This window comes from Amycolatopsis sp. SID8362, from assembly GCF_010550475.1.
Taxonomy (GTDB): Bacteria; Actinomycetota; Actinomycetes; order Mycobacteriales; family Pseudonocardiaceae; genus Amycolatopsis; species Amycolatopsis eburnea.
In genome coordinates this window covers 1-1,794 of the sequence record NZ_JAAGNB010001447.1, presented here as the reverse complement: position 1 = coordinate 1,794, position 1,794 = coordinate 1, and the positions used below count along the sequence as shown (strand labels likewise).

Annotated in this window: 1 protein-coding gene; it reads left to right on the top strand. The window is 75.3% G+C overall.

The window, feature by feature from the left end; genetic code table 11:
• A partial coding sequence (locus G3I65_RS44460) for an acyltransferase domain-containing protein (RefSeq protein ID WP_160701438.1) occupies positions 1-1,794 on the top strand: 1,794 nt, incomplete at both ends.

Below are 1,794 nucleotides of genomic sequence, written 5' to 3'. Positions count from 1 at the left end.
GCGCTGGAGCTGGCGCGGTCCTCGCCGGTGTTCGCCGCGAAGCTGCGGGAGTGCGACGAGGCCTTCGGCGAATTCGTCGACTGGTCGCTGTTCGACGTCCTGGCCGACCAGAGCGCCCTCGACCGCGTCGAGGTCGTCCAGCCCGCGCTGTTCGCCGTGATGGTCTCCCTCGCCGAACTGTGGCGCTCCCACGGCGTCGAACCGGACGCCGTGGTCGGGCACAGCCAGGGCGAGATCGCGGCCGCGCACGTGGCGGGCGCGCTGACGCTGCCGGACGCCGCGCGCGTGGTCGTGCTGCGCAGCGCCGCGATCGCCGAGGTGCTCGAAGGCCACGGCGGCATGGTGTCCGTGCCGCTGCCGATGGCCGAGGTCACCGAGCGGATCGCGCCGTGGGCGGGCCGGATCTCGGTCGCCGCGGTCAACGGCCCGGCCACCACCGTGGTTTCCGGCGAAGCCGAGGCGATGGCCGAAGCGCTCGCGAAGTTCGCCGAAGACGGCGTGCGGGCCCGCCGGATCGCGGTGGAGTACGCGTCGCACTCGGCCGAGGTCGAGCGCGTCCGGGAGCGGGTGCTCGCCGACCTCGCGCCGATCACGCCGATGCCGTCGCTGGTGCCGTTCTACTCCGCGGTGACCGGCGAGCTGCTCGACACGACCGGTCTCGACGCCGCGTACTGGTACCGGAACCTGCGCACCACCGTCGAGTTCGCCGCGACCGTCGGCCGGATGCTCGACGACGGCTTCGGCGGGTTCGTCGAGACGAGCGCGCACCCGGTGCTCACGACGGCCGTGCAGCAGATCGTCGAGGCCGCCGGGGCGACCGCGTTCGCGGTCGGCTCGCTGCGGCGTGACGACGGCGGCCCGGCGCGGTTCCTGCGCGCGCTGGCCGACGCCCACGTCCGCGGGGTCACCGTCGGCTGGGCCGGGGTGTTCGCGGGCGGGCGGCGGCTCGACCTGCCGACCTACGCCTTCCAGCACGAGCGGTTCTGGCCGGAGGGCTCCCGGGCGCCTTCGGGGGACCTGCGCATGGTCGGGATGAGCCCGGCCGGGCACCCGTTCCTCGGCGCGGCCGTCGAGCTGCCCGACTCCGGCGGGTTCCTGTTCACCGGCGCGCTGTCGGTGCGGCTGCAGCCCTGGCTCGCCGACCACGGCGTGCTGGGCACGGTCCTGGTGCCGGGGACCGGCATCCTGGAGATGGCCGTCCGCGCGGGCGACGAGCTCGGCTGCGACCTGGTCGAGGAGCTGACGCTGGAGGCACCGCTGGTGCTGCCCGCGACCGGTGGCGTCCAGGTGCAGGTGGTGGCCGGCGAAGCGGGCGAGAACGGTTCGCGCCCGCTGAGCGTGTACTCGCGCGGCGAAGGCGGCGAGCAGCCGTGGATCCGCCACGCCACCGGCGTGCTCGGCACCGGGACGCGCACCGACGACTTCGACGCGAAGACCTGGCCGCCGCCCGGGGCGACCCAGCTCGACATCGACGGCAGCTACGAGCGGCTGGCCGAGATCGGCCTCGCCTACGGCCCGTCGTTCCAGGGCCTGCGGGCGGTGTGGCAGCGCGGCGAGGAGATCTTCGCCGAGGCGACCCTGCCGGAGGAGTACGCGGGCGACGCGCTCGCGTTCGCCCTGCACCCGGCCCTGCTCGACGCGGCGCTGCACGCCTCGGGCCACACCGGCTTCGCCGACGGCGACGCGAGCCGCCTGCCGTTCTCCTGGCGCGGGGTCTCCCTGCACGCGGCGCACGCGACGTCGCTGCGCGCCCGGCTCACCCGCACGGGCCGGGAAGGCGTCTCGCTCGCGATC